We start from the raw sequence: 23,401 nt of genomic DNA, 5'->3' as shown, positions 1-23,401 counted from the left end.
GGTGAGGCGCACGGCATAAGATCAAATGCTTCGGAGGCACCTCGGTGACCAGAGAAAAAATCTACCTCTTCGACACGACGCTGCGCGACGGGCAGCAGACGCCCGGGATCGACTTCTCGGTCGAGGACAAGATTGCGATTGCGACCATGCTGGACGAGTTCGGCCTCGATTATATCGAGGGCGGATATCCGGGCGCGAACCCGACGGACACTGCCTTCTTCGCAGAGAGGCGCACCAGCCAGGCAGCATTCGTCGCCTTCGGCATGACGAAGCGGCCGGGCGTTTCAGCCTCCAACGATCCGGGCCTCGCAGCGCTGTTGCAGGCAAAGAGCGACGCGATCTGTTTCGTCGCCAAGAGCTGGGACTATCACGTCAAGGTCGCGCTCGGATGCACCAACGAGGAAAACCTCGCATGCATCGCCGAGAGCGTGAAGGCAGCCGTCGCCGCCGGCAAGGAGGCGATCGTCGATTGCGAGCATTTCTTCGATGGATACAAGGCCAATCCCGCCTATGCGCTCGCCTGCGCGAAGATCGCCTATGAAGCGGGTGCCCGCTGGGTCGTGCTCTGCGACACCAACGGCGGCGCGCAGCCGCCCGAGATCCACGCCATCGTCGAGGCGGTGATTGCCGCAGGCGTTCCCGGTCACTGTCTCGGCATCCATGCGCATAATGATACGGGTCAGGCAGTCGCCAATTCGCTTGCGGCCGTCGAGGCCGGCGTGTGCCAGATCCAAGGGACGCTCAACGGCATCGGCGAGCGTTGCGGCAATGCCAACCTGGTGACGCTGATCCCGACGCTGGCCCTGAAGGACACCTACAGCACCCGCTTCGAAACCACCATCGATGCGGAGCGGCTGGTGAACCTCACCCGCCTTTCCCATGCCTTTGACGAGCTTCTGAACCGCTCGCCAGATCATCAACTGCCCTATGTCGGCGCTTCTGCCTTCGCCACCAAGGCAGGCATCCATGCCTCCGCACTGCTCAAGGACCCGCGCACCTACGAGCATGTGCCGCCGGAAAGTGTCGGCAATTACCGCAAGGTCATGGTCTCCGACCAGGGCGGCAAGGCGAATTTCATCAATGCTCTGAAACGCCGGGGCATCGAGGTCGCCAAGGACGATCCGAAGCTCGACCGGCTGATTTCCATCGTCAAGGAGCGCGAAGCTTCTGGCTACGCCTATGAGGGGGCGGATGCGAGCTTCGAGCTGCTGGCCCGCCGCACGCTTGGCACCATCCCGGAATTCTTCTCGATCGAAGGCTTCCGCGTGATGGTCGAGCGCCGCTTCGACTCGCACGGGCGGGTGAAGATCGTCTCGGAAGCCGTCGTGAAGATGGTGATCGACGGCCACACGATCATGTCGGTGGCGGAAGGCGACGGCCCGGTCAACGCGCTCGACCTGGCCCTACGCAAGGATTTCGGCAAGTATCAGCACGAAATCGACGACCTGGTTCTCGCCGACTTCAAGGTGCGTATCCTCAATGGCGGCACCGAAGCCATCACGCGCGTGCTGATCGAATCCACCGACAGCGACGGCCTGCGCTGGTGGACGGTGGGCGTGTCGGAAAACATCATCGACGCCTCGTTCCAGGCGCTGATGGATTCCGTGATCTACAAGCTGATGAAGAACCGTCAGCTGGCGGGCAAGATCGCGGCGGAGTGAAGATCACGGCTCCTCGAAAGAAAGCCCCCAGTCCTCCTCGCCGTAGCACTCTTCGCCTTGGGCCGCAGTCCGCCAGCGGAAACTGCGAACCTGGAACAGCCGGCGGCTGCGGAAGGCTTCCGCCAGACCCTCGTGGCGACCGGACGGCGGCGGTTCTTGACCCTCCGCCCAGACGAAGGAGACCGGCTGAATGAAGCGGGCGCCAAAACCTCGGGCGCGACGGTCTATAAGCAGGAAGCCTGCCGAACGGGTGAAGCCGGTCGCCCTGCCATTTTCGACTGCCGGGATCCCGAGCGGAAACAACAGCCGCCCACTGACGCCCAGGTTTTCGATCCAGGCAGCCGGCGGATGGTCGAGCGCGAAATTGGCGTATATGACGTCGGCGTCTTCCTTCGGCCAATCGGCCGCATCGCCCTGCACTACCTCGACATTGGGATAACCGGAAAGGTTTTCCCGCGCCTTTTCGGCCAGCGCTTCGTCGTATTCGACGGCGACGACCTTGCCAGAGGAGCCGACGAGTCCGGCAATGATCGCAGTGTAATAGCCGGTCCCGGCACCCAGATGGGCAACCGTCTCGCCCTCCCGAATTCCAAGGGCATTCAGGGCGGACGCGTGAAGGGAGGGCATGCCGTTGTTGACCCCACGCCTGGTATTAAGACCGATCAACAAATCCTGATAAAGTACGACCGGATCGGTGGAAGCCATTTCCCGATAATGGCGGAAGTCGTTGTAGACCCAGGGCGGCGGACCGACGAATTTTTCGCGCGGCACTTTGGCAAGGGCTGCAAGTAGCCTGTCGTTCTTCGCAACACCTGCCTTCGCCAGTATCTGGCGGGCATAAATCTGCCGGTATGGCGGCTCATCCTCGAAAGCCATGCAAGTCCTCCGCCTCAAATCCGCTGACAATCCATTCACCGAAATGAATTGGTCTATTCACGGCACTTAAGCTAATCGAGATCAGAAGAAGAACAAAGCTGGAAACACCTGATGTCTGCCGAAGCGAGCCCTCCTGCCATCAAAAACGAAGATAGCGCGCGCGGCTTCGCCTTTGCGCTGACCGCTTATCTTCTTTGGGGATTCCTGCCGATCTACATGAAGGCGCTGGCGCATATTTCTCCGGCCGAGGTGATTGCGCATCGCGTTCTCTGGTCTCTTCCGATTGCCGGCCTCGTGCTGGTCGCGCTCGGACGTACGCAGGAAATCCGCGACGCGCTGCGCTCGCCGCGCATGCTCGCAATGGCTGCGCTGACGGCGGCACTCATCACCGTCAACTGGGGTACCTATGTCTGGGCGATCGGCACCGGACATTCGCTCGATGCCGCCATGGGCTATTTCATCAACCCACTGATCAGCATCTTCATGGGCTCGGTGCTGCTCAAGGAGAAGCTGCGCCCGGCTCAGATCGTCGCAATCGGCCTGGCGGCCATTGCCGTTGTCGTTCTCGCCGTCGACGGCGGCGGGCTTCCGTGGGTAGCGCTGACCCTCGCCTTCAGCTGGGCCTTCTATGCCTTCTTCCGCAAGACATTGCAGCTCGGCCCCAACCAGGGCTTCCTGCTCGAGGTCCTGATTCTCAGCGTTCCGGCCGTCCTCTACATCGTCTATCTGGAGTTCTTCAGTGGCGAAGGCCACTTCGTTCAGACCGGCTTCAGCGATACAGCACTGCTCTTCGGCTGCGGTATCGTCACTGCCGCACCGCTGATGATCTACGCCAACGGCGCAAAGCTTCTGAAGCTCTCGACGATCGGCATCATGCAGTACATCGCGCCGACGATGATCTTCCTGATCGCGATCTTCGTCTTCCACGAACCGCTGGATACAGCGCGCATGATCGCCTTCCCGCTCATCTGGGCAGGCCTCGTGCTCTATACGTGGTCGATGCTGAACGCAACGCGCGGGCGCTGAGCGCCCGCCTCACATCTTCGAAATCACGGCATCCTCGCCCTCACGGTCGGCAGCGAGTTCCGCTGCCTGCGCCATGATGGCTGGAATGATGCCGGAGACGTCGTCGATGACGAGCGGCTGCACCCGATGGGCGGTGTGCACGAAACCCTCATCCGTCATGTGCTTCATCAGTTCCATCATCGGGTCCCAGAAGCCCTTGATGTTGGCGAAGACCATCGGTTTTTCGTGACGGGCAAGCTGCGCCCAGGTCATGATCTCGACGATTTCCTCCAGCGTGCCGATCCCGCCCGGCAGCGCCACGAAGGCGTCGGAACGCTCGAACATCAGGTGTTTGCGCGCATGCATGTCCGGCGTTACAATGAGCTCGTTGAGCTGGCCGAGGGAATGGCGCGTCGCCTCCATGTCGATCAGGAATTCGGGGATGATGCCGGTCACCTGCCCCCCATTGGAAAGCACGCCGCTCGCAACAGCACCCATGATGCCTTTGGTGCCGCCGCCATATACGAGCCGCAGGCCGTATTCGGCGATTTCTTTGCCGAGCGCGCGCCCGGCGGCCATGTATGCCGTATCCCGTCCGGGCCTCGACCCGCAGTAGACACAGATGGACTGAATTGAATGAGATTGATCGCTCATATGGGAAAACAACTATTCCATGCCTGCGCAGTCAAGAAAAATGACAGAAAAGCTGCGCGTTGAGCCTGCGTCATTGCTTTGAATGCTTGTGAAAAGCAACGGGAATCGCTAGCAATTTTTAGTACTACGGCACATTTGCCGTCTGGGGAGAGTGAATGATGAGAAATCGTGCCGGCTTGCTGGCTTTCGCAGTGCTTGCAGTTGCGATCCTTCTGATGGTCTTCGTGGTCATGCCCCGGATCGGCGAAGACGCGTCGAAAATCGGCGATGCCATCAATCAAGCAGGCTCCGAGGTCAAGAACACGGTTGAAGAAGCCGGCAAGAGCGCGCAGAACGCGGCTGCCGACTCGGCGGTTACGACCGAGAAGCTCGGCCGTCTTTCGGCCGATGCAGGTCAGTCTCTCACGCAACTTAAGGCGCACTTTGCAGACGGCAAGGGTCCGACGAGCGAAGCATTCGATGCCGCCAAGACGAAGGCGGCGGGCTCGCTGAAGGCGCTCGCCGACTTCGCAATCCCCGAAGGCACCGATCCGGCGACCGCGGCCGCCGCTACGAAAGCCAAGGACGGCGCGGCAAAGGCGCTGGCAATCGTCCGGGCCCTGCCGGAAAACATCGCCGACGCGCTTGCCGCCATTACCAAGGCCGAGGCGGAGCTGTCCGGCGCGATGGGAAGCCAGCCTGCGTCGACCCCACCGGCGACCGATGCAAATATCGGATCGAAGCTCCCGGCTTTCGACGTTCTGCGTGTAGAGCCGGACGGGTCCACCGTCATCGCCGGTTCGGCCACGCCCAACAGCAAGCTCGAAGTCATGGACGGAGACAAGGTCGTCACTACGACGAATGTCGGCCCGACCGGCGATTTTGCCGCCGTCCTCGACAACCCGCTGCCGCCCGGCGACCACCAGCTCGTGCTCAAGACGACCGGCAAGGACGGCAAGAGCCTGACTTCCGAAGAAGTCGCAACCGTTTCCGTGCCGAAGGACGGCAGCGGCTCCGAGCTGCTCGCCATGGTTTCCAAGCCAGGCGCAGCGAGCCGCATCATCACGGCACCGACGGCCGGCAGGCCGGCTGCTCAGCCCGCAGCAGACGAACAGGCTTCCGCTCAGCCGGGCCTGCCAGCCGGCTCGCCCGAGATCGCCAATACCGCACCGGCAGTTCCGGGTGCACCGCAGGCAGGCGCAAGCGATACAGCCTCGGCACCGGCCGAGGTGATGGTCAACGCAGTTGAAATCGAAGGCAAGAAGATCTTCGTCGCTGGCACCGCCAAGCCGAACGCCAACGTGATCGCCTATGCGGACGACGCCCTGATCGGCAAGGCGACAGCAGGCGCCGACGGCCATTTCGTCATCGACGGCGTGATGGATCTTTCGGTCGGCGACCACAAGATCCGCGTCGATGTCGTCGACGGCAGCGGCAAGGTGCTCATCCGCGCCTCCGTCAACTTCACCCGCCCGGCAGGCGACCAGGTCACCGTAGCGGCGCAGCCCGGCAACCCGCCCGCAAACGACGCTGGTGCCGCGATGGTTCCCCTCGATGAAGGTGAACTCAGCAAGCTGAGAGCCGATGCGGGTAAGGCGTTTGGGCTGCTGAAGGGCCTTTTCGCCGACGGCAAGCTTCCTGGCGCCGAGCAGCTTGCGGCAGCGCGTTCGGCAACCGAATTCGCGCTTCGCTCGATCGCCGAATTCCGTCCGGCAGCAGAGGCAACACCTGCCTTCAAGCAGACGGCAGGCGCAGCCTCGCAGTCGGCCTCAAGCGCGCTCGCCATGCTCCAGGCACTGCCGAAGGATACAAATTCCGTAGGCGACGCTCTCGGCAATCTTGGGACGACGATCGATGGTCTTACAGCCACGCCCGCGCCAAAGGTAGCCGGCACACCGGCTTCAAACGAAGCAGCGGCCGACCCGAGCCAGCCGAAGACGATCGAGCAGGCGCCACTAACGGCGAACAACACCGCCGTCATCATCCGCCGCGGCGACACGCTGTGGCAGATTTCGCGCCGCTTCTACGGCCTCGGCGTCCGCTACACGACGATCTACATGGCGAACGAAACCCAGATCAACAATCCGGACCGCATCCTGCCCGGACAGATTTTCGGCCTGCCGAAGGAAGCCCTGCCGAACGCCGAAGAGCTTCATCGCAAGCGCCTTTCCGGCGAGCACTTCTAAGCCGAACCAGGTGATGGAAAGGCCGGGCCGATATAGCGCCCGGCCTTTGTCTTTCCCCGGCTTTTCACATGTTGCATTCGCACGTCGCGCACCCTATGTGGCGGAGACGGCGATCCTGTCTGCGGAGGCTCAATCGGGCATCTCCGCTTTTTGCACTTTTGCCGTATCGAAACGCCGCATCCGCGGCCGAGCCCGACCGGGCTGGAGATAGGCATGGCAAACGGCAAGACGGTTTCGGAATCCAACCTCCTGCGGACGCTCTTCAATCTTTGGCCCTACATGTGGCCTTCCGGACGGACGGACCTGAAGATGCGCGTCGTCTGGGCAACGGTCTTCCTGCTCGTCTCCAAGTTTGTGCTGCTGCTCGTTCCCTATTTCTTCAAATGGTCGACCGATGCCCTGAACGGCCGCGTGGATCTCGCCGGAACCCTGCCGCCGCTCCTCGTCGGCGCGACCGTACTGGTCATCGCCTATAACCTCACCCGCCTGATCCAGCTTGGCCTCAATCAACTGCGCGACGCACTCTTTGCAAGCGTCGGCCAATATGCGGTGCGCCAGCTCGCCTACCGGACTTTCGTGCATATCCACGAACTCTCGCTGCGTTTCCATCTGGAGCGCAAGACCGGCGGCTTGTCGCGGATCATCGAGCGCGGCACGAAGGGCATCGAGACGATCGTGCGCTTCACGATCCTGAACTCGGTTCCGACCGTCATCGAATTCCTGCTGACCGCCGTGATCTTCTGGTGGGGCTACGGTTTTTCCTATCTCGCAGTGACCGCCTTCACCGTCTGGGCCTATATCTGGTTCACGATCCGCGCGTCGGACTGGCGCATCGCCATCCGCCGGACGATGAACGACAGCGATACCGACGCCAACACCAAGGCGATCGATTCCCTCCTCAACTTCGAGACCGTCAAATACTTCGGCAACGAGGAGATGGAGGCCAGACGCTTCGACAGGTCGATGGAACGCTACGAGAAGGCAGCGACCGATGTCTGGACCTCGCTCGGCTGGCTGAACTTCGGCCAGGGCGTCATCTTCGGCCTCGGCACGACAGTCATGCTTTTGCTTTCAGCCTTTGCCGTCCAGCGCGGCGAGCAGACCATCGGCGACTTCGTCTTCGTCAATTCCATGCTGCTGCAGCTTTCCGTGCCGCTGAACTTCATCGGCTTCGTCTATCGCGAAATCCGCCAAGGACTTACGGATATAGAGCAGATGTTCGACCTGCTCGACGTGACGCCCGAGGTAACCGATGCGCCGGACGCCGCTCCGCTCAAGATCGGTCAGGGCGCGATCAGCTTCAAGGACGTGCATTTCTCCTACGATCCGGTGCGGCCGATCCTTAGGGGAATTTCCTTCGAAGTCCCGGCCGGCAAGACCGTCGCGGTCGTCGGCCCGTCCGGCGCCGGCAAATCGACGCTTTCGCGCCTACTCTACCGTTTCTACGACATCCAGAGCGGCGCGATCACAGTCGACGGCCAGGATATCCGCCATGTCACGCAAAAGAGCCTTCGCTCGGCGATCGGCATGGTTCCGCAAGATACCGTGCTCTTCAATGACACAGTCGCCTACAATATCCGCTATGGCCGCCCGTCGGCCGGCGATGCCGAGGTGAAGACGGCTGCGGAAATTGCCCAGATCGCGCATTTCATCGAGTTGCTGCCGGAGGGCTTCGAAACCAAGGTCGGCGAGCGCGGATTGAAGCTTTCGGGCGGGGAGAAACAGCGCGTCGCCATCGCCCGCACGATCCTGAAGGCGCCGCCGATCCTGATCCTCGACGAGGCGACCTCGGCGCTCGACACGACGACGGAGCGGGAAATCCAGGCGGCCCTCGACGTCGTTTCGAAGAACCGCACGACACTCGTCATCGCCCACCGCCTGTCGACCGTCATCGGCGCGGATGAGATTATCGTCTTGAAAAGCGGCGAGATCGCCGAGCGTGGAACGCATGCGGCGCTGCTCGAGAAAAATGGCCTCTATGCCTCGATGTGGAACCGCCAGCGCGAAGCAACGCAGGCGGAGGAACATCTGAAGCAAGTGCGCGAAAGCGACGACCTGGGCATAGTTGCCCGTCTCGCGCCGGCAAGCTGAGCGTTCGAACCAAAGGGCCGCTCTGTCGTTTTGCTGTTTAGAACCATGCCATAAGGTCGGGCGGAAGCGGCACGGCATTGCTCCCGCAGGACTTTTTCTATAACCAGCGGGAACGAAAAAGCGCGAGGAGACCAGCGTCGATGAGCTTGCTCAATACCGTTCGAAACACCATCGTTCCGGTGCACAAGGAAGGCTATGTATTCGTCGCCGCGTTCTTCGTAGCTTCGCTGATCCTTGGCTGGATATTCGAGCCGCTCTTTTGGGTCGGCCTCGTCCTGACCCTCTGGTGCGCTTACTTCTTCCGCGATCCCGAGCGCATGACACCGCAGGATGATGACCTGGTGATCTCGCCGGCCGACGGCAAGGTCTCTTCGATCCAGATGGTAACGCCGCCCGCCGAGCTGAACCTAGGCAACGAACCGATGCTGCGCATCTCCGTCTTCATGAACGTCTTCAACTGCCATGTAAACCGCGCGCCGATGCGCGGCCGCGTCGTGAGCATCAACTACCGGTCTGGCAGCTTCGTGAATGCCGAGCTCGACAAGGCCAGCGAAGACAACGAGCGCAACGGGCTGGTGATCGAGACCGTCCACGGCCAGATCGGCGTCGTGCAGATCGCCGGCCTCGTCGCCCGCCGTATTCTGTGCTGGGCCAATAACAACGAGCCGCTGGATGCCGGCGAGCGTTTCGGCATTATCCGTTTCGGCTCCAGGCTCGACGTCTTCCTGCCGGCCGGCGCGGCAGCACGTGTTTCGCTCGGCCAGACGGCGATTGCCGGCGAAACGGTACTTGCTGAATTCGGCTCCGCCAAGGGACCCGTCATCAGCCGCCGCAGCTAGAACGAATGGAGCGTGCTATGGAGACGCCTTTTCCGCCCTTCGAACCGAACGGCCCGAACGATGCCGCGCGCGGTCCGCGGCTCCGCGAAATTCCGCTACGCCTCGTCGTTCCCAATCTCATCACGATTCTGGCGATCTGCGCGGGCCTCACCGGCATCCGCCTCGCTTTCGAGAGCCGCTACGAGCTGGCGGTGATAATGGTGCTGCTGGCCGCCTTTCTCGACGGTATCGACGGGCGCATCGCCCGCCTGATGAAAGCAACCTCCAAGTTCGGCGCGCAGATGGATTCGCTCGCCGACATCGTCAATTTCGGTGTCGCGCCCGCTCTCGTCGTCTATGTCTTCGCGCTGGACAGCGCGCGCTCCATCGGCTGGATCGCCGCGCTGATCTATGCGATCGCCGCAGGCCTCCGCCTCGCCCGCTTCAACGTCATGGCGGAACGGGAAAACCGCGCGCCCTGGCAATCCGAATATTTCGTCGGCGTGCCTGCGCCCGCCGGTGCCATGCTGGTGCTGCTGCCCGTCTATCTCGGCTTCCTCGGCCTCACCGAAGACCGCACCTTCGCCTATATCTCTTCGGCCTATACGGTTCTGATCGCTTTCCTGCTCATCAGCCGCCTGCCTGTCTGGTCCGGCAAGTCCGAAGGCAGCCGCTTACGGCGCGATCTGGTGCTGCCGCTGATGCTCGGCGTCGTGCTCTATGTCGCTCTCCTGATGAGCTTTACCTGGGAGGTCATGGTGTTCACCGTCATCGTCTACCTGCTGTCGCTGCCCTTCGGAGCACGTAAGTGGCGATTGAAGTACGGCACGCTCACGATCGAAGAACCGGGCGACGGCGACGACGATATCGGCCGCCACATCTGATTTCGTACTCTCCCGGTAAGCCCCGACGAACGCGAGGCTTCGCATCAAGCCTCGCGCAATGTGCATGGAGTACACAATTCCTGATAAACCATGCCTCTATTTTGTCGTTTTTGGCGACAAAAGAGCAGAACAATAAAAAGTCTAGGGAAGCGTGTAAGGAGAGTATCGTGACCTCGAAGAAAACAGACCAGGCGGAACAAGCGGCAAAGCCGGATCTGAGCACACATTACCGCCCGCTCGGCCTCAAGGCCGTTCTGGCCGCCGCGCTGATGCTGAAGAGCAAGCCGGCCCTCGTCAAGAAGATCGCCTAAGCCGGACGGTAGAAACGAACGAGCAGGCTGATCGCCAGCAAGCTCATGACGATACCGATGATGACATCGAGAACCCGCCACGCGGCGGGTTTTGCGAATGCCGGCTGCAGTAACGCGCGCCATATCCCAAGCCAAAAAATCAGAGGAACGACCCGACGGCGGCCCCCGTAGGCGATCCTGTCCGAACCCCAAACCCGAAAGGGCAGCCTCGATCAAGAACTTTGGGTTTCAGGAAAATGCTGAATGATATGGGGTTTTAAAAGAAGCTGAGCTGGCCGTCGCCAGCTTTCTTGCCGGGCGGTTTCGGCGGCGTCTCGACCACCAGGGGCGTCTGCAGGTCGGCTCCCATGTTGGCGACCTTGTTGACCTTGTCTGCGACGGGGATGGCTTCGAAGAAATCCTCGTCCGTCGGCTGCATCAGACCGGCGACGTCGCGCGGTTCCTGCGTCTTGCAGTCGAGCCAGCGGGCGAAATCCTCCGGCTTGATGACGACCGGCATGCGGTCATGGATCGTTGCGATGGAAGCGTTGGCGGCCGTGGTCAGGATCGCGCCCGTATCGACTTCCGAGCCGTCGGCCGACGACCAGGTCTCCATCAGGCCGGCGAACGCAACCACGCCGCCGCGGCGGGGCCTGATCCAATAAGCCTGGGGTTTCTCGCCGCTTTCTTTCGAGGGACGATGCCATTCGTAGAAGCCGGAAGCCGGGACGAGCACACGGCGATGGCGCATCGCGGCGCGGAAGGATGCCTTGCCGATTGCGGTTTCGGCCCGCGCATTGATGAGCAGCGGAAATTCCTTCGGATCCTTGACCCAGGACGGCGTGAAACCCCAGCGCACCAGCACGGCGCGGCGATCTGGAAGATTGCTGCCGCGCTCCTGCGCTTCGCCGGAAACGACGACGAGGATCGGCTGCGTCGGCGCGATATTGTAGCGCGCGGGAAAGTCCCCGAGCTCCAGCAGCCCAAGTATCTCCTTCAACTCCTCCGGGGTCAGCGTCAAGGCATAGCGTCCGCACATGAATTTGTCTTTGCACCCTGTTTCGCAACCGTCAAGGCGCAACCCTAGCTACGCGGCCCGAAGAGAATGATCGCCGTTCCGGCAAGGCAGACGGCCGCCCCGCCGATATCCCAACGGTCCGGAACACGGTTTTCTGCAAGCCACAGCCAGACAAGCGATGCGACGATGTAAATGCCGCCATAGGCCGCGAAGGTGCGCCCGGCCGCCTCGCTCGGCACCAGCGTCAGAAGCCAGGCGAAGAGGGCAAGCGAGACCATGCCCGGCGCGAGCCAGCCAATCGGCTTGCCCAGCCTCAACCAGGCCCAGAAGGCAAAGCAGCCCGCGATTTCGAAGAGTGCTGCAAAAACGTAGATGATATAGGTCAGGGTGCCCCTTCCCTTCGAATCGGCGATTGAATATTCAAAACGAGAATACGCAAATCCCCGGCTGAGAGTAGAGACGGCAGGTCATGACTTCAGAACCAAGAGCAGCGTCTTCAGCGATCCTCGAGCGCGACGGCCGCTTTCTCCTCGTGCTCCGCCGCAACCCGCCGTCTGCGGATATGTACGCCTTTCCCGGCGGCCGGGCGGAGGATGGCGAGACGCCTGATCAAACGGCGCTGCGCGAATTTGAGGAGGAGACCGGCATCCGCGCCTATAGTCCGCAGCTCTTTGCGTCCTACGACCTGACGGCCCATGCCGCCGACGGCAGCGTCAGCAGCCACTTTCTCCTTTCGGTCTTCACCGTGGAGGCTGACGGGGACGCGGTGGCGGTGGCGTCGGACGACGCAGCGGCTCTCGGCTGGTACACCGTCGAGGAAATCCGCCGCTTGCCGGTGCCGCAGTCGGTGCTTGAATGTGCCGAACGGCTCTCCGTGCAACAATAACGGCGTGGATAGTCATCAGCCTGCCTTGTTCCGGTCACGGCGCAGGTATCTTCTATCAATATGATTCCCGTGCGACGCGTTTTTCTGCCTCTCGTTGTCTGCGCCGGTTCGGCAATAGCGGCTGCGGCATGGGCGCAGGACAAGGCTCCGCCGGCGGTTCCCGAAGCCGTGCCGGCAGCGCCCGTGGTCGTGCCTTATGACGACAAGCTCTCGCGGCTGGCGGAGGTGATCGGCTCGGTCCACTACCTGCGCACGCTCTGCAAGGCGCCGGGCGGCAGCGAATGGCGAAGCGACATGCAAAAGCTGCTGGATTCGGAAACGAAAGACGAACCGCAGCGGAAGGAAAGGCTGACGGCGGCGTTCAACCGCGGCTACCGCGCTTTTGCTTCGGTCTACAACGATTGCACTCCATCAGCCATCGTGGCAGAAGAGCGCTACCGTAACGAAGGTGCAACACTCGCCACAGAAATTACCTCGCGCTTTGGAAATTAGGGATAAATTAACCTGTTTTCACTCGCGCACGTGTCGTTTTGGGAAAAGGCTGATAGAGTTGTTAACCAGGCAGTAAGGCATGCAATTTGAGGAAGAGATGATGGAACCAAGCCTCAATGACATCGACGACATGATCGTCCACGAAAAGATGCAGGCGGCTCTGGAGTACCACAACGAAGCCTGGGCCGACGGTATGGCTGACGGTATCGAGCCAGAGATTATTGCCGACACGGCAATCGTTCAAGCGCTGCGCGAAACGATCCGCCGCCATGGCGAAAAGGGTGCAGAGGCGCTGCTTGATTCGTTGCGCGAACGTATGCTGGGTGGCGAATTTTCTCCGAACCGCACCCTGCAATAATAGAGAGTCCCATGCGTACCGGTAAGGACACCGAACCGCGGCTTTCGATCGCGCCGCTCCTGCTCGCTGTTTGTCTCAGCGCCGGCATTCTGGCGGCTCCTTCGGCAAATGCTCTTTCTGAACTCCAGAAGATTCCGGGCCAAGCCGATCCGCAGGCGGCCGATCAGAAAAATTCCGGACAGTCCCAGACACCGCCTTCAACGTCTCCGGGCGTGCCGATGCCGGATCCCCTCGTCAGCAAGGACAGCAGCCAAGGCAGCGACACGACGCCGGGCGCGAGTGACGATTCGAAGCCTGTCGAAGTAATCTACGACATCAGCAAGGTGCCGGAGCCGGTGCGCCGCATGCGCGAGCAGATCGTAGAAGCCGCAGCATCCGGCGACCTGGAGCGCCTGCGGCCGCTCTTCGGCAGCGGTGCCGAACAGACGCAAGTGTCAGTGGGCGAACCGACGGACGACCCGATCGGCACGCTGAAAGACCTATCGGGCGACCCGGACGGCGACGAGATCCTTGCAATCATGCTCGACGTGATCTCGACCGGTTTTGTGCATGTCGGCGCAGGCACGCCGAACGAGATGTATGTCTGGCCTTATTTCGCCGAGAAGGATTTGAAGGCTCTGACCCCGCCGGAACGCGTGGAACTGTTGCGCATCGTCACTGCGGGCGACCTTTCCGACATGCAGGAATTCGGCGGCTACACTTTCTACCGTCTCGGCATTACGCCCGCCGGCAAATGGAAGTTCTTCACGGCCGGCGACTGAGCTTGGCCTTTCAATCCCGCTTGCAGCCAGCGCACGGAAGACTTACTTCTGAGCGATAACGAACGCGACAGGTTCCGCCATGCCAGCCGTCTTTCTGAAGGATCGCGCGCTTATCCGCGTCAGCGGGGCCGAAGCCTTTCTGCACAATCTCATTACGACCGACATCGTCTCGCTTTCCGCAAGCGAAGCCCGGCCGGGCGCGCTGCTGACGCCGCAGGGCAAGATCCTGTTCGACTTCATGATCTGGCGCGACGGTGCCGATTTCATCATCGAGACGGACGCCGGCCAGCGGGATGCGCTCTTGAAGCGGCTGGCCATGTACAAACTGCACGCCGCTGTGACACTTGAACCGGTCGAAGAGCAAGGCGTTACCGTGTCCTGGGACGAAGTGGCCGCGGAAGGCGTGGCCGACAGCCGCTTTGCGAAGGCCGGGGAGGTGCTTCTGCGCTGCCGCGGCAATCATGGCACGGCGGATGCCATGCTTTATGATGCCCTGCGCGCCGCGCACGGCGTTGCGATTTCCGGTGTGGATTTCGCCCTCCAGGACGCGTTTCCGCATGACGTGCTGCTGGATCTGAACGGTGGTCTTTCCTTCAGAAAGGGATGCTATGTCGGTCAGGAGGTGGTTTCCCGTATGCAGCATCGCGGCACCGCGCGCCGGCGTGTCGTATCAGTCAGCGCCGATGCCGATCTGCCCGCCACAGGGACCGAGATCACCGCTGCCGGAAAGCCGGTCGGCGCTTTGGGCACCGTCGTCGGCAAAAATGGGCTTGCGATCGTCCGCATCGATCGCGTCGGCGAAGCCATCGCAAGCGGTATTTCGCTGCTGGCGGGAGAGACGACCGTTTCGCTAAGACTGCCGCCCTGGTCCGGCCTCACCTTCCCTGCGAGCGCCGACGAGGCGAGCGCGTGAGCAAGGAGCCACGCGCATGGCAGCGCATGCTGTCTGGCCGACGCCTGGATCTGCTCGACCCCTCGCCGCTCGATGTCGAGCTCAGCGATATCGCCCACGGCCTGGCGCGTGTCGCGCGTTGGAACGGCCAGACCTGCGGGAACCATGCCTTCTCCGTCGCCCAGCACTGCCTCGTCGTCGAGGACATTTTCCGGCGGTTCAACCATGCGACGCCGGACGATTGCATGATGGCGCTGCTGCACGATGCCCCGGAATATGTGATCGGCGACATGATCTCGCCGTTCAAGTCAGTCGTCGGCGGCGGCTATAAGGCCGTGGAGAAGCGTCTCGAGGCGGCGGTTCACCTGCGCTTCGGCCTGCCGCCGCACCCGTCACGGGAACTCAAGGATAAAATCAAGAAGGCCGATACGATCGCGGCCTATTTCGAGGCGACCTGCCTGGCCGGTTTCACGCCTGTCGAAGCCCGGAAATTCTTCGGCCAGCCGCGCGGCATCAGCAAGGACATGCTGTTGATCGAGCCGCTTCCGGCGCTGGAGGCACAGCGGCTCTTCTGCGAGCGCTTCGAGGCGATCGAGACGATGCGGAGGAGTGCGAAACCTTGACGAGGATCGTCGTCTCGCCGCTTTTCCGGATCGCCGAAATGGCGGTGCGCCACGGGGCGCGGGAAATGATCAGCCTGATGGCAAAGGAACAGGCCTTCCACCGGCCCGGCGTGATTGCCGCCGACCGCCACCTGCTCCTGTACATGAACGACATCGCCTTCAAGGGAACAGGAAATCTCGTCGCACCTGAGGAGGCGCATGTGCGCCAGCTGATCGATTTTGCCGCCGCCTGGGATCAGCGCTCGCCTCTGCTGATCCATTGCTGGATGGGAGTTTCCCGCTCCCCCGCCGCCGCCCTGATCGCCGCGCTTTCGCTTGCGCCGGACCAGGACGAGATGGCGCTGGCAAAGCGCCTGCGCAGCGCCTCGCCCTATGCGACGCCCAATGCCCGAATCGTCGAAATCGGCGATGTGCTGCTCCAAAGGAAGGGCCGTCTGGTGGATGCCGTCCGCGCCATCGGACGCGGTGCTGATGCCGATGGCAATGCGCCTTTCGTGTTCTCGGTGACGACAGAATTTGACGGTTGACGCTTCTGCCGCCTGCCCCATCTAGCCTTGGCATGGAGCAGGCAACGGACGTCATCGCGGCAACCCGCACCGCGCTCAACGAGGCAAGCGCACTTGCCGTGCAATACTCGTTCTCGATCCTCGGAGCGATTATCCTTCTGATCGCCGGCTGGGTCATGGCGAGCTTCGTGAGCCGTTGGGCCTATGAAGGCATGTCGCGGGTGCGTGGCATCGACGAAACGCTGGCGCGTTTCTTCACGAATGTCTTGCGCTATGCTCTGCTAATCCTCGTTTTTGTCACGGTTCTTGCCCAATTCGGCGTTCAGACGGCGTCGATCATCGCTGCTCTTGGCGCTGCGGGCCTGGCGATCGGCCTGGCGCTGCAGGGAACGCTGCAGAATATCGCGGCGGGCATCATGCTGCTCATCCTGCGCCCCTTCCGGGTCGGGGAATATATCGAGACGAGCAGCGTCTCGGGCACCGTTCGCGAGATCGGTCTCTTCGCCACGGAGTTCAAGACATTTGACGGGCTCTATCGGCTCGCTCCGAATTCGATCCTCTGGAACACGCCGATCACCAACTACAGCCGGGAACCAACGCGCCAGAACGAGTTGAAGATAAGCCTCGCCTATGAAGACGATGCCGATGCCGCCATGGAGCGATTGCTCGGCTTTGCCAAGGCCGACCCGCGCATCCTGAAAACGCCAGCCCCTGCCGTCTTCATCGACAGCATGAGCGGCGCAACGATCGGTCTCACGCTGCGCTATTGGGCCAAGACCGGGGACTGGTGGGGTGTGAGCCGCGACATGATCAAGCGTGCCAAGCTCGCCATCGATCAGGCCGGGCATCTCATTCCCCTATACGGCGCCGAAGCGCAGTCCGGGCCGACGGCGGTCGCCGATGCCGAAATGATAGCCGGAGAGCCTGCGATGCCAGAACGAAAAAGCCGCCGGTAGGCAACCGGCACTCCGGCACGGAACGTTTTGACTCTCCATCGGTTAACCTCCCAAGGAGATGGACCGATGCCGCTGCCGAACTACCGCGATACGTTTCTGCAGTGCCTGCAGACCCTGAAGGACCTTATGGGGCCGTCGGAGGAATATGTGCGGTTTCGCTGGCAGGCGATCTATCTGACGCGCGGGCGCTTCTCCTATTTCTTCCGAGGCGCGCTCGACGGTCAGGTCAGCAGCTTTTCTGGTCAACAGATCGATCTGACGAACGGCGAAATCACCATCATTCCCGCCCGCTCCACTGCTCTTTACGGGGCGACCTTCGGGCTTAACGAGGCGATCACGGCCTATAATGGTCCGGCGAAGTCGGTCATCGACGTCGCGCATGCCTTCAACGAGGCAAGCGGGATGAGCTACCATCCGGAATTCTTCTATGTCCGGATGGACCTGCTTCACAGCGCCAATGACAGCCGGATGGGCTTTACGCTCGATCCGCGCCTCAGGGAAAATACCAATCTCATCTTTGTCGGCGTTGAAGATCAGGTGACGGCGGATTTGCTGGAGGAAAGCGATATCGCCCGCTGGGTCGCGCAGGAAAAGCCGATGGCTTCGACGGACTGGTACGCCGAACGCTTCTACTACAGTTGAGAAGACGGCGCGCCCCACCCATCATTCGATAACGCCGCAAGCGAGCCTTGCGCCTGCATCGCCCGCCGGCTGACTGCGATAGTCATCCGAATTTGCGTGGATCATCAGCGCACGGCCGCGAACGCCGTCCTCCTTGCCGTCAAGCGTCGCCATGCCGTTGAAGACCTGGGCGCGCAGCACGCCGTGTTGGTCGACAAATTGATTCGGCATATCGCCGGCATGCGGACCCTTGGCTGTCAGGATGCCGTGCTCGGCCTCCGTCGGATTGAAATGCTTGCCTGCCGATTCATGATGGGTGGCCGGGTCGCATTTGCCGACTTCGTGGACATGGAACCCCACCCATCGGTTTGACGGAAGGCCGGAGACCTCGAGTTCGATTAGTACGCCGCCGCTGGCCGCAGCCGTCAGCGTCGCACGGCCGTTCTCCTTGCCGTCCTCGCCGACAAAATTTGCAACCGCTGTCTGCTTATCCTGCGCAAATGCCATCGAAGCCGTTGCGGCAACGGCGAATGCCGCGATTGTGACTATCCTTGCCATGCGGATTCCTTCCATTTTTGAGAGCTTATTGTTCCCAACGCCTCATGGAGGAAGGTGTTCCTGCTGCAGATCAGACAAACAAAAAGCCGGCCATTCGGGGCCGGCTTCATCGATTGCTGCAGGTCAAGCTCAGGGCGCGATGTCGAGGTCGTACTGGCCGTATGTATTGCGGTAGAGTTCGGAGGCGTGATCGCTCTCGCCTGCCGCATCCTGAGAATTCGACGCTACGCTCCCGGCGCCGCTATCGCCAAGTTCGATCATCAAGGCGAGAACATTGTCGCCAGCTGTGGAGCGCGGCTCGCGTCCTGCATGGTCTTCACTGAACCGCTTGAAAATGCCGGGCTTTTCATCAGCTGCACGCTCCCCGCGGCTCAATACGCCATCACCATTCGCGTCCAGCCGCGAAAGGGTCGCCAAATAGGCATAAGACGTTTCTGAAACAGATGAAACATGAGTCATACAAACCTCCGTTCACCGCCTTTTTTCCGGTGATGTCTGTACGCAATACGATGGGGGAAAATCAAAACTGACTCGGTGGATAAACTGATTTGCGAGTCGGGTCAATAAGTTGTTAACCTCTCATTAATCAAGGTTGACAAAGCTTTTACACGAAGCTGCCGCCTTGCATCCTAAGCGTGCACGTGGCATGGTTGAAATATACGATTTCTCATATACTTCGCAGGCAACCGCTTGTTAATTCGGCCCACAGATAATGATTGCAACGGGTTGCCGCAGCAGAACCGGTCGTTTCCGGTATTGTTTAAATCGAATATTTTAAAGATTTTCAGAAAGGCCTTTGCATGCCCGGTGCGAAGCGCGGCGTTTCCTGCTCGGATTTGAGCTATGGGGATCAGCGGTAATTCGCAGCGGCCTGCATGCAGGATAATTGCCCTCATGGATGCTGATACGCTCTTTTGGCAGCAATGCACCCAAGCCGTAAACAACGACGGTTCAGTCGATGCGAAGCGCCTCATGGCGCTGGTCATCGAGACCTATCGAAGCCATGGCCGCAACCATGCCCTTTTCGCCCTCGTGCTCGATAACCTGCCGCTCGGTCTCAGCGTCTTCGATTCGGCACAGCGCCTGATCCTCTGCAACGACCGGTTCCGCCAGCTCTTCGGTTTCTCCGCCGATCAGGCAGTCCCTGGAGTTTCTGTGCGGGCTCTCAGCACCAGGATCCCCGGAAAAGAGAGGAAGATGGTTCGATCCGCTTACCGCTCCAAAGAGGCGTCTGCGATGCCGCCCGGCCAAGGTAAAATCCGCCGGCGCGAATGGCTGATGGACGACGGCCGCATTATCTTCAGTGTTGTGACCGTCTTACCGGATGGCAGCAATATCGCGATCCATTCAGACATCACCGAAGAGCGGAAGTCCGCCGAGCGGATCGCCCACCTCGCGCATCACGATCCGCTGACCGGCCTGCCGAACCGCATCCGTTTTCGCGAGCAGGTCGATGCCCCCCTTTCCGAGCGCGCGCCAAACGAGCAGATCGCGCTCGTGCACCTGAACCTCGACCGCTTCAAATCTATCAACGATACAATGGGCGTTTCGACCGGCGACGCCATCCTTCGCCAGGTTGCAGAACGCATCCGTGCATCGGCTAGCAGCGAGAATATGCTGGCCCGCCTCGGCTCCGATGAATTCGCGATTCTTCAACGTGGAAGGCAGCAGCCGTGGAATGTCACGGCGCTTGCCGACCAGATCCGCCGCGAGCTTTCAGAGCCCTTCTTTCGCGGCGACAAGCAGATCGAGCTCAGCGTCTCGATGGGAATTGCACTCGCGCCCGAAGATGGTGCCGAGACCGACGTATTGCTCCGCAACGCCGGTGTCGCGCTCTCGCAGGCCAAGGCGGACGGACGCAAGCACGAGCGCTTCTTCACGAGCGAGATGGCATCCCGCATCCAGGCCCGCCACGCGCTCGAAGCCGACCTTCGGCTGGCGTTGCACAGCGACGAATTCGAACTGCACTACCAGCCGCTCTACGACCTGCGTCAGCAACGCATTTGCGGTTTCGAAGCCCTTGTACGCTGGAACCATCCAACGCGCGGCCGCGTGCCGCCGATGGAGTTCATCCCACTTGCCGAAGAGGTCGGCCTCGTCGTCGATATCGGGCGCTGGGTTCTGAGAAAGGCGTGCCGCCAGGCCGCATGCTGGCCGGAAGACATCAAGATCGCCGTCAACGTCTCGGCGATCCAGTTCACCAGCAGCAATCTGCTGGCCGATGTCGATGAGGCGATTGCGCAGGCTGCGATATCCCCGGCGCGGCTGGAACTGGAGATCACCGAAAGCGTGCTGATGGAAAATCTCGACGATACGCTGCCGATCCTTCATGCCTTAAAGGAGCGCGGCATCCGGATTTCCATGGATGATTTCGGCACCGGTTATTCGTCGCTGAGCTACCTGAGGAGCTTTCCCTTCGACAAGATCAAGATCGACAAATCGTTCGTCTGCGGAATCGCCGAAAACAAGGAGGCCTATGCCATCATGCACGCAATCATCCTGCTCGGCGACGCGCTCGGCATGCGCGTCACCGTCGAGGGCGTCGAGACGGCCGAACAGAAGAGCCTGCTCGAAAGCGAGGAATGCGACGAGATTCAAGGCTACTACATCAGCCCGCCGGCACCTGCCGCTGACGTCGCGCGGCTGCTTTCAGCATCACGCTCCGGATCCATGGCGAAGGCGAGCTGAGAGCTTCATTGCGACTCGTGTCCGGAAGCTTTATGCGAAAGTCCGAGCACTCCTAAAAATCCGGTGACAGGCATGTTCGAAGCCAAGGCCTTTTCTCCTTTTGAAAGTCTCGCGGCCAAACTCACTCCCTACGCCGCGGAGGGCGATGACGGGTCGCATGACCTTGCCCATATCCTGCGCGTCTTCCGCAATGCGATGCGGATACACGCAACAGAGGGCGGAAACGGTCGGATCCTAGCCGCCGCCGTTCTGCTCCATGACTGCGTCGCGGTCGAAAAGAGCTCACCGCTGCGCTCCAAAGCCTCGGCACTCGCCGCAGAGAAGGCATCCGGCATCCTGAAGAAACTGGGCTGGGCGGCAGATGAGATCGCGGCCGTTGCGCATGCGATCACCACCCACAGCTTTTCTGCCAACATCACGCCGGAAACCCTGGAAGCGCGAATATTGCAAGACGCCGACCGCCTCGACGCAATCGGCATGGTGGGCGCGGCGCGCTGTTTCTATATCGGCGGCCGCATGGCGTCGGGCCTTTATGATCCATTCGATCCGGCTGCCGAACGTCGCCCCCTCGACGACCGGCGCTATGCCATTGACCATTTTCAGACAAAGCTGTTCAAACTTGCCGACGGATTTCAGACGGTGGCGGGTCGCGCCCTTGCCGCCGAACGCGACAAGCGTCTGCGCGACTTCCTCACGGCATTCATGGACGAGATTTAGGAGAACGAAATGCGCGTCAGCGATCTTTTTATCTATCCGCTCAAGAGCGCGCGCGCCATCGCCATCCCTTTCTCGGCGGTAGACGCCTTCGGCCTTCCCGGCGACCGGCGCGCGATGGTGACGGATCCTGACGGTCATTTCATCACGCAACGCGAATTGCCGGCACTCGCCCGGATCGAAGTCCAGCCCGAGCCGGGGGCTTTCCGGCTGGTGATGACGGGGAAGCCGGATATCGCCGTCCCGCCGCCGCAGCCGGACCGCCGCATGGATGTCGTCGTCTGGAAATCCCTGGTGAATGCCGCAGTTGCCGACGACGAAAGCAATGCTCGGCTTTCCGAATGGCTCGGACGGGACGTGAAGCTGGTCTTCTTCGATAGTCAGGCGCAGCGCATCGCCAACCCCGAATGGGCAGGCGGTGAGACCCCCATGACATTCGCGGACGGCTATCAGATCCTGGTGACAACGACCGGCTCGCTGAAAGCGCTCAACGCCAACCTCGCCTCGCATGCGGAGGGCAGCGTCGGCATGGAGCGCTTCCGGCCGAACATCGTTATCGATACGGACGAAGCCTGGCCGGAGGACCGCTGGGCGGCAATCGAGATCGGCGGCATCCGTTTCGATCTCGTGAAACCCTGCGCGCGCTGCATCATGACGACGCAGGACCAAATGACGGGCTCGCGCGAGGTGCCAAACCCGATGCCTGCCATGGGCCGCATCCGCATGTCGGCAGACCGCCGCGTGCGCGGCGCGATTTTCGGCTGGAATGCCGTACCGCGCGGCACCGGCCGGATCGCCATCGGCGATGCCGTCACCATCATCGAGGAACGGCCGGAAGGCTGGGCTTTCAAGGTGCGCGCGGCGGGTTAGCGGCCGGCTAGCGCCGCATCGATCCGTGCCATCACATCCCGTGGCAGCGGTCCCTTTTCCAAAGCGCCGGCGTTTTCCTCAACCTGGGCGACTGTGCGAAAGCCGGGAATGGGCAGCGTGCGTGGCGAGCGTGCCCATAACCACGCAAGAGCGCCTTGTGTCGGCGTGCGGCCGCCGGTGGTCAGCAGGTCGCGAACGGCTTCCAAACGGGCTGCGAATTCCGGCGCGATGCGCCCATCCTTGAAATAAACCATCCAGTCGAGGCTCGTGGCGCGGACATCCTTGGCGCCGACTGTCTTCTCCGGCGTAAACTTGCCGCTCAGAAGCCCCATCGCCAGCGGTCCGCGGTTGATGGACAGCAGGCCGTTCTTTTCGACTACATCGACCATGGCCGGCACCGGCTCAAAGACATTCATCGTGTGCTGTATGGATACGAAGCCCTTGCAACCTGCGTGGCGGGCGGCGCGATCCGGGAAGTCCGTGCTCCAACCGAAGGCGTCGATCTTACCCTCTGCCTTGAGTGCCTCGAGTACATCGAAAACTTCGTCCGACGCTTCCAGCGGGAAATCGTTCAGGTGGAACTGCAGGAGATCGAGCCGCTCGCGCTTCAGCCGGCGCAGCGACGTTTCCGCCGATTGGCGGATGAAGGCTGGATCGGCAAAGGCGCCCGTTGCCTGCTTCGTTTTCTCGTCGGTGGCAAAACCGAATTTCGTGGCAATAACGATATCGTCGCGATTGCCGATCGCGCGGCCAACGACTTCTTCCGAATGCCCGGCGCCATAGTTCGAAGCCGTGTCGAAAAAGCGGATGCCGAGATCGACGGCGCGATGAATGGCCTCGATCGACTCGTCATCGTCGACCTCCCCCCAACCGAGTGGCACGTCGCCTGCGAAGAACGGCCCTCCGATCGCCCAGCAGCCCATGCCGAGCCTCGGGATTTCGCGGCCATTCCAGAGCGTGATCGTTGTCGCATTATCTGTCTTCGTCAGCATGAAAGTCCTCCAAAGCAATATG

The 23,401-nt window shown here is 61.4% G+C and carries 26 protein-coding genes and 1 pseudogene; 19 read left to right on the top strand and 8 right to left on the bottom strand.

Translation table 11 applies throughout. The features are described 5' to 3' along the window. Positions 1-44 precede the first annotated feature (44 nt). The gene (cimA, locus tag ISN39_RS04700; protein WP_194729333.1) at positions 45-1,661 is read left to right on the top strand and encodes a citramalate synthase; all 1,617 of its coding nucleotides are present in this window, start codon (positions 45-47) and stop codon (positions 1,659-1,661) included. Positions 1,662-1,664: 3 nt separating this feature from the next. On the opposite strand, the gene ISN39_RS04695 is transcribed toward cimA, so the two are convergent. Next, a complete protein-coding gene (locus tag ISN39_RS04695) occupies positions 1,665-2,537 on the bottom strand; it encodes a methyltransferase domain-containing protein (protein WP_194729332.1) in 873 nt (290 codons plus the stop codon). A 111-nt stretch (positions 2,538-2,648) separates the two neighbouring features. On the opposite strand from ISN39_RS04695, the gene rarD reads away from it, so the two are divergent. Further along, the gene (gene rarD, locus ISN39_RS04690) at positions 2,649-3,563 is read left to right on the top strand and encodes an EamA family transporter RarD (RefSeq protein WP_194729331.1); all 915 of its coding nucleotides are present in this window, start codon (positions 2,649-2,651) and stop codon (positions 3,561-3,563) included. A gap of 9 nt (positions 3,564-3,572) precedes the next feature. Here the strand turns inward: rarD and ISN39_RS04685 are convergent, their stop codons facing one another. Then, the gene (locus tag ISN39_RS04685; protein ID WP_063855986.1) at positions 3,573-4,196 is read right to left on the bottom strand and encodes a TIGR00730 family Rossman fold protein; all 624 of its coding nucleotides are present in this window, start codon (positions 4,194-4,196) and stop codon (positions 3,573-3,575) included. A gap of 155 nt (positions 4,197-4,351) precedes the next feature. Here ISN39_RS04685 and ISN39_RS04680 point away from each other — a divergent pair, with 155 nt between their 5' ends. The 5 genes from ISN39_RS04680 to ISN39_RS04660 all read left to right on the top strand — a co-directional run bounded on the left by ISN39_RS04680 (position 4,352) and on the right by ISN39_RS04660 (position 10,465). Next, on the top strand, positions 4,352-6,361 hold the full coding sequence (locus ISN39_RS04680) for a LysM peptidoglycan-binding domain-containing protein (protein WP_194729330.1): 2,010 nt from the start codon (positions 4,352-4,354) through the stop codon (positions 6,359-6,361). A 213-nt stretch (positions 6,362-6,574) separates the two neighbouring features. Beyond that, the gene (locus ISN39_RS04675; RefSeq protein WP_194729329.1) at positions 6,575-8,452 is read left to right on the top strand and encodes an ABC transporter ATP-binding protein/permease; all 1,878 of its coding nucleotides are present in this window, start codon (positions 6,575-6,577) and stop codon (positions 8,450-8,452) included. 77 nt (positions 8,453-8,529) lie between these two features. Then, on the top strand, positions 8,530-9,291 hold the full coding sequence (locus tag ISN39_RS04670; RefSeq protein WP_281438306.1) for a phosphatidylserine decarboxylase: 762 nt from the start codon (positions 8,530-8,532) through the stop codon (positions 9,289-9,291). Between the two features lie 17 nt (positions 9,292-9,308). Beyond that, positions 9,309-10,154: a CDP-diacylglycerol--serine O-phosphatidyltransferase gene (pssA, locus tag ISN39_RS04665; protein ID WP_074067183.1), complete on the top strand. Its 846-nt coding sequence runs from the start codon at positions 9,309-9,311 to the stop codon at positions 10,152-10,154. 167 nt (positions 10,155-10,321) lie between these two features. Beyond that, the gene (locus ISN39_RS04660) at positions 10,322-10,465 is read left to right on the top strand and encodes a hypothetical protein (protein ID WP_022714660.1); all 144 of its coding nucleotides are present in this window, start codon (positions 10,322-10,324) and stop codon (positions 10,463-10,465) included. On the opposite strand, the pseudogene ISN39_RS04655 reads toward ISN39_RS04660, so the two are convergent. The 3 genes and pseudogenes from ISN39_RS04655 to ISN39_RS04645 form a co-directional block, all read right to left on the bottom strand. After that, positions 10,462-10,578: pseudogene (locus ISN39_RS04655) on the bottom strand (amino acid transporter); the annotation flags it as partial. The gene ISN39_RS04660 and the pseudogene ISN39_RS04655 sit on opposite strands and share 4 nt — an antisense overlap. 143 nt (positions 10,579-10,721) lie before the next feature. Beyond that, positions 10,722-11,483 (bottom strand): SOS response-associated peptidase, encoded by a 762-nt coding sequence (locus ISN39_RS04650; RefSeq protein ID WP_194729327.1) that lies wholly within the window; start codon positions 11,481-11,483, stop codon positions 10,722-10,724. Between the two features lie 44 nt (positions 11,484-11,527). Then, complete coding sequence (locus ISN39_RS04645) at positions 11,528-11,848, bottom strand: YnfA family protein (protein ID WP_194730104.1); 321 nt, start codon at positions 11,846-11,848, stop codon at positions 11,528-11,530. An 83-nt stretch (positions 11,849-11,931) separates the two neighbouring features. Between ISN39_RS04645 and ISN39_RS04640 the strand changes: the two genes are divergently transcribed. The 9 genes from ISN39_RS04640 to ISN39_RS04600 all read left to right on the top strand — a co-directional run bounded on the left by ISN39_RS04640 (position 11,932) and on the right by ISN39_RS04600 (position 17,578). Continuing rightward, complete coding sequence (locus ISN39_RS04640) at positions 11,932-12,348, top strand: NUDIX domain-containing protein (RefSeq protein ID WP_194729326.1); 417 nt, start codon at positions 11,932-11,934, stop codon at positions 12,346-12,348. A gap of 60 nt (positions 12,349-12,408) precedes the next feature. Further along, positions 12,409-12,840, top strand: coding sequence for a TIGR02301 family protein (locus ISN39_RS04635; protein WP_074067175.1), 432 nt, complete (start codon positions 12,409-12,411; stop codon positions 12,838-12,840). Positions 12,841-12,940: 100 nt separating this feature from the next. Next, positions 12,941-13,198 (top strand): hypothetical protein, encoded by a 258-nt coding sequence (locus tag ISN39_RS04630; RefSeq protein WP_027507415.1) that lies wholly within the window; start codon positions 12,941-12,943, stop codon positions 13,196-13,198. A gap of 11 nt (positions 13,199-13,209) precedes the next feature. After that, a complete protein-coding gene (locus ISN39_RS04625) occupies positions 13,210-13,959 on the top strand; it encodes a hypothetical protein (protein ID WP_194729325.1) in 750 nt (249 codons plus the stop codon). A 79-nt stretch (positions 13,960-14,038) separates the two neighbouring features. Next, the gene (locus ISN39_RS04620; protein ID WP_194729324.1) at positions 14,039-14,872 is read left to right on the top strand and encodes a folate-binding protein YgfZ; all 834 of its coding nucleotides are present in this window, start codon (positions 14,039-14,041) and stop codon (positions 14,870-14,872) included. Positions 14,873-14,898: 26 nt separating this feature from the next. Then, positions 14,899-15,474 (top strand): HD family hydrolase, encoded by a 576-nt coding sequence (locus tag ISN39_RS04615; protein ID WP_074070213.1) that lies wholly within the window; start codon positions 14,899-14,901, stop codon positions 15,472-15,474. Beyond that, positions 15,471-16,001: a tyrosine phosphatase family protein gene (locus ISN39_RS04610; RefSeq protein WP_194729323.1), complete on the top strand. Its 531-nt coding sequence runs from the start codon at positions 15,471-15,473 to the stop codon at positions 15,999-16,001. Before ISN39_RS04615 ends, ISN39_RS04610 begins: the two co-directional genes overlap by 4 nt. A 32-nt stretch (positions 16,002-16,033) precedes the next feature. Then, positions 16,034-16,936: a mechanosensitive ion channel domain-containing protein gene (locus ISN39_RS04605; RefSeq protein WP_074067166.1), complete on the top strand. Its 903-nt coding sequence runs from the start codon at positions 16,034-16,036 to the stop codon at positions 16,934-16,936. A 66-nt stretch (positions 16,937-17,002) separates the two neighbouring features. Beyond that, the gene (locus ISN39_RS04600) at positions 17,003-17,578 is read left to right on the top strand and encodes a hypothetical protein (RefSeq protein WP_194729322.1); all 576 of its coding nucleotides are present in this window, start codon (positions 17,003-17,005) and stop codon (positions 17,576-17,578) included. Positions 17,579-17,599: 21 nt separating this feature from the next. Here ISN39_RS04600 and ISN39_RS04595 read toward each other — a convergent pair whose 3' ends face one another. Both ISN39_RS04595 and ISN39_RS04590 read right to left on the bottom strand, forming a co-directional pair. Then, entirely contained in the window at positions 17,600-18,115 is a 516-nt protein-coding gene (locus ISN39_RS04595) for a superoxide dismutase family protein (RefSeq protein ID WP_194729321.1), read from the bottom strand. 129 nt (positions 18,116-18,244) lie between these two features. Further along, a complete protein-coding gene (locus ISN39_RS04590; protein ID WP_194729320.1) occupies positions 18,245-18,574 on the bottom strand; it encodes a hypothetical protein in 330 nt (109 codons plus the stop codon). Between the two features lie 435 nt (positions 18,575-19,009). Here ISN39_RS04590 and ISN39_RS04585 point away from each other — a divergent pair, with 435 nt between their 5' ends. The 3 genes from ISN39_RS04585 (at position 19,010) to ISN39_RS04575 (ending at position 22,387) form a co-directional block, all read left to right on the top strand. Continuing rightward, entirely contained in the window at positions 19,010-20,803 is a 1,794-nt protein-coding gene (locus tag ISN39_RS04585) for an EAL domain-containing protein (protein WP_194729319.1), read from the top strand. A 72-nt stretch (positions 20,804-20,875) separates the two neighbouring features. Then, the gene (locus tag ISN39_RS04580; protein WP_074067158.1) at positions 20,876-21,520 is read left to right on the top strand and encodes an HD domain-containing protein; all 645 of its coding nucleotides are present in this window, start codon (positions 20,876-20,878) and stop codon (positions 21,518-21,520) included. A 9-nt stretch (positions 21,521-21,529) separates the two neighbouring features. Then, positions 21,530-22,387 carry an MOSC domain-containing protein gene (locus ISN39_RS04575; protein ID WP_194729318.1) on the top strand — a complete coding sequence of 286 codons (858 nt, stop codon included), beginning with the start codon at positions 21,530-21,532 and terminating at the stop codon, positions 22,385-22,387. Here the strand turns inward: ISN39_RS04575 and ISN39_RS04570 are convergent. Continuing rightward, the gene (locus ISN39_RS04570; RefSeq protein WP_194729317.1) at positions 22,384-23,379 is read right to left on the bottom strand and encodes an aldo/keto reductase; all 996 of its coding nucleotides are present in this window, start codon (positions 23,377-23,379) and stop codon (positions 22,384-22,386) included. The genes ISN39_RS04575 and ISN39_RS04570 overlap by 4 nt on opposite strands. Between the last annotated feature and the right edge of the window lie 22 nt (positions 23,380-23,401).

It is taken from the genome of Rhizobium sp. 007 (genome assembly GCF_015353075.1).
Classification (GTDB): domain Bacteria; phylum Pseudomonadota; class Alphaproteobacteria; order Rhizobiales; family Rhizobiaceae; genus Rhizobium.
The sequence above is the reverse complement of the archived record's forward strand: the minus strand, read 5'-3'. Positions and strand labels throughout refer to the sequence as shown.